The sequence below is a fragment of the Flavobacterium sp. LHD-80 genome (assembly GCF_030929605.1).
Classification (GTDB): Bacteria; Bacteroidota; Bacteroidia; order Flavobacteriales; family Flavobacteriaceae; genus Flavobacterium.
In genome coordinates this window covers 1-2843 of record NZ_JAVFVS010000019.1, presented here as the reverse complement: position 1 = coordinate 2843, position 2843 = coordinate 1, and the positions used below count along the sequence as shown (strand labels likewise).

Below are 2843 nucleotides of genomic sequence, written 5' to 3'. Positions count from 1 at the left end.
TCTTTGTAATTTCTCATATTCTGGAAGTAGCGTAGGATAAGCACCTGATGCCTTATCATATCACTATGACAGGTTTTCCTGAACTCTCCCCCGAACCGTACGTACATGTCTCCATGTATACGGCTCTCCACTAATATCCGCAGTCTATCCACCATCATGAATTTTTCTATGGCAACTGTGGCAAACTGCCAAAGTCTTTCTTCTTCTTGCTATCATTACTAATTCCCAAGGCTTTTTGCCTGTGACATCTTTTAGCTTGCGAATGTGATGCATTTCGAGTTGCTCTGTGCTTCCGCACAATTCACATTTTTCTGCTTTTAATCTGTCTATTAGGCTTGTTATTGACCTTGTGTAATAAATATCAGGAAGCGTGTCCACTGAAAAATTTGCAATGGGTTCTCTGTTTTTTCTAAAACCGTTATTATAGAAGACTGCTTTTTTCATCTGCCCCTTTTTATTCTTATAGAATACAGTGAAGTCTTTATTGTGCATGTATTTGTCAAGTATCTTTGGGATAGTTGATTTATACTTTGCCGCAAAAGTTTTGTACATACTGTATTCCATGATATAGGCAAACGAGTCTATCCTTTTACAGTTATCAGCTATAGAGTAGTAGTTGTAAAACCCTCTGACTTCGGCATTGTGCCTGTTCAGAATTTCTAAGTCATCATTGTTGATGAGCTGTGGTCTTCGGACTGGTCTCCATTGTTCCTTGCCTTGGTGTGTTATTATTTTCAGTGTTCTGTAATGCAAAAGCTTATTTCGCACTGTTTCTTCAGATACTTTTAACACAATTCTTTTATTATAGGCTCTTTTAAGGAAACCGTTTTTATCTCTCCTGCGTAGATTTGAACGCTGTACGGTAATTTGAAAACCGAGGAACGATGCAGACTTTCCTGTATGGGTAATCAGTGTTTTTTCTTCGGATAGAGTGAGTTTAAGTTTTTCGTCAAGGAATGTTTTGATATCCTCTTTGATTTTTTTACACTCTTCCTTATTACCAATTATTCCAATTAGAAAATCGTCTGCATACCTCACATATTTCAATCTTCTGTATCCTGCGTCCATTTCATCACAACGAGGGATTTGTAACCTGTCCATTTCTACCTTTCTGATTTGTTCTTTTAGGATTTTCTTTTGCTGTTCTTCTTTTTCATGTTTCAGTTTTCCAAGCAAATAAGATTTCCGATGTTCATTACTTCTGGCTTCTTTTGTTATTCTACGTTTAACTCCTTTGTCGAAATTGGAAATGTATTCCTTAATATATTTATCAAGTTTGTCCAAATATATGTTCGCTAATATGGGACTAATTATACCTCCCTGTGGAGTTCCGCTGTAAGTTTTATGGAACATTTTGTCTTCCATGTAGCCTGCATTCAGGAACTTTCGTATTAGTCGGATGAACCTGTCGTCGTTGATTCGTTCTTTGAGTATATCAATGAGTACATTATGATTGATATTGTCAAAGAAGCCTTTAATGTCTCCTTCGACAAACCATGATGCCCCACTAAATGTCTTTTTAATTTCAATTAAAGCAGTATGACAACTTCGTTTGGGTCTGAAACCGTGAGAGCTATTCTCAAACCGCTTCTCGAATATGGCTTCAAGTATCATTCGTATTGCCTCCTGTATTAGTTTATCATCAAAAGACGGAATACCTAAAGGACGTTTCTGTCCATTTTTCTTGGCGATATACACTCTTCTTGAAGGATTAGGTTGATATGTCTCATCTTTGAGTTTGTCTATTAACCCCTCAATTCTCGTTAGGCTCATGTTGTCAATTGTTTTATCGTCCGAGCCTTCGGTCATGTTGCCTACCTTTGCATAAATGCGTTGGTAAGCTTCGTAGAACAGTTCCTTATTAAATAGGATTCTGTATAGCCTTTCGTACTTATAACCAGTATTCTTACTGTGCACTGATAGACTGTTTAATACTAATTCCGGATTTCTCATAATGTCTCTCACATTTTCCATTGTTTGTACTAAAAAATATTAGCTGTTTCCCTTCGCCATGTACAGAGCTTTCCCCTGCTCGGACTACTACGGAAACTCCGTTGCCATGTCAAGTATTCAGGAAACTAAATTTCCATAGCCAAAATGATGGCATCCTGATTTAGGCAATCCCCGTTTAGTTGTGTAATAACATAGCTTAAACAGATTGTCGGATATGACTTGTCCTTTTCTACTTATTGTAGTTGTGCCGTATCTTGTTCTTGCTCTCTTTCCTCACAGGGCAGAAAGAGAGTGATACGGTATGACGATTTCAGTTGTCTTACGTCATAGCTACGCCGATTGCCACTCAGACCATCATTCAATCAGATTCGACTTTATCCTCATATCTGTTTCTTTCATCTCCCCATTCAGTCGCAACCTGACAACTGGTTGACTTATGGTTTTACCGACATGCTATACTCCCCGTTTGGTTTCCCATTCGGATAAGTCGGTTGATGATAGGTTTTAAAGAACACTAACCTAATACCTTGCTAATGATATATTTATTACACACCCAGTACGGGCGCACCCGTTACGGCGTTGTACGCACCAAAGACAGTTCCTTTAGTTGTCTCCATAAGCTGTGTGGGGTTGTTCATAGCATACTCGAAAGCACTATCAACCATATTGGTAAAACAAGTTGAAAGTTCATTCTCTTTACCATCTTGTATGGTTTTAAGCACTTCTTTGCTCGGAACAAGGGCAGACTGTATTAGTTTTTTAACTTCATTGTCCGTGATTCGGATTTTTGTCCAATGGTTAAAAATGGATTCCATCTGCGCTGAGAGCATATCGGATATGCCCATTACTTTGTGCGCCTGTTCCAAACGCTGTTTAGCCCCTGAGGTATG

General features: G+C 38.4%; 2 protein-coding genes. Both read right to left on the bottom strand.

All coding sequences use genetic code 11. The features are described from left to right. Positions 1–144: 144 nt before the first annotated feature. Positions 145–1953: a reverse transcriptase domain-containing protein gene (locus tag RB619_RS21025; protein ID WP_308101068.1), complete on the bottom strand. Its 1809-nt coding sequence runs from the start codon at positions 1951–1953 to the stop codon at positions 145–147. A 545-nt stretch (positions 1954–2498) separates the two neighbouring features. Next, the coding region (locus RB619_RS21020) for a DUF932 domain-containing protein (RefSeq protein ID WP_308101067.1) at positions 2499–2843 on the bottom strand (345 nt) is incomplete at its 5' end.

Coding starts and splice junctions, on each gene's coding strand:
- RB619_RS21025 (WP_308101068.1), bottom strand. CDS start 1,953: ATGAGAAATCCGGAATTAGTATTAAACAGTCTATCAGTGCACAGTAAG.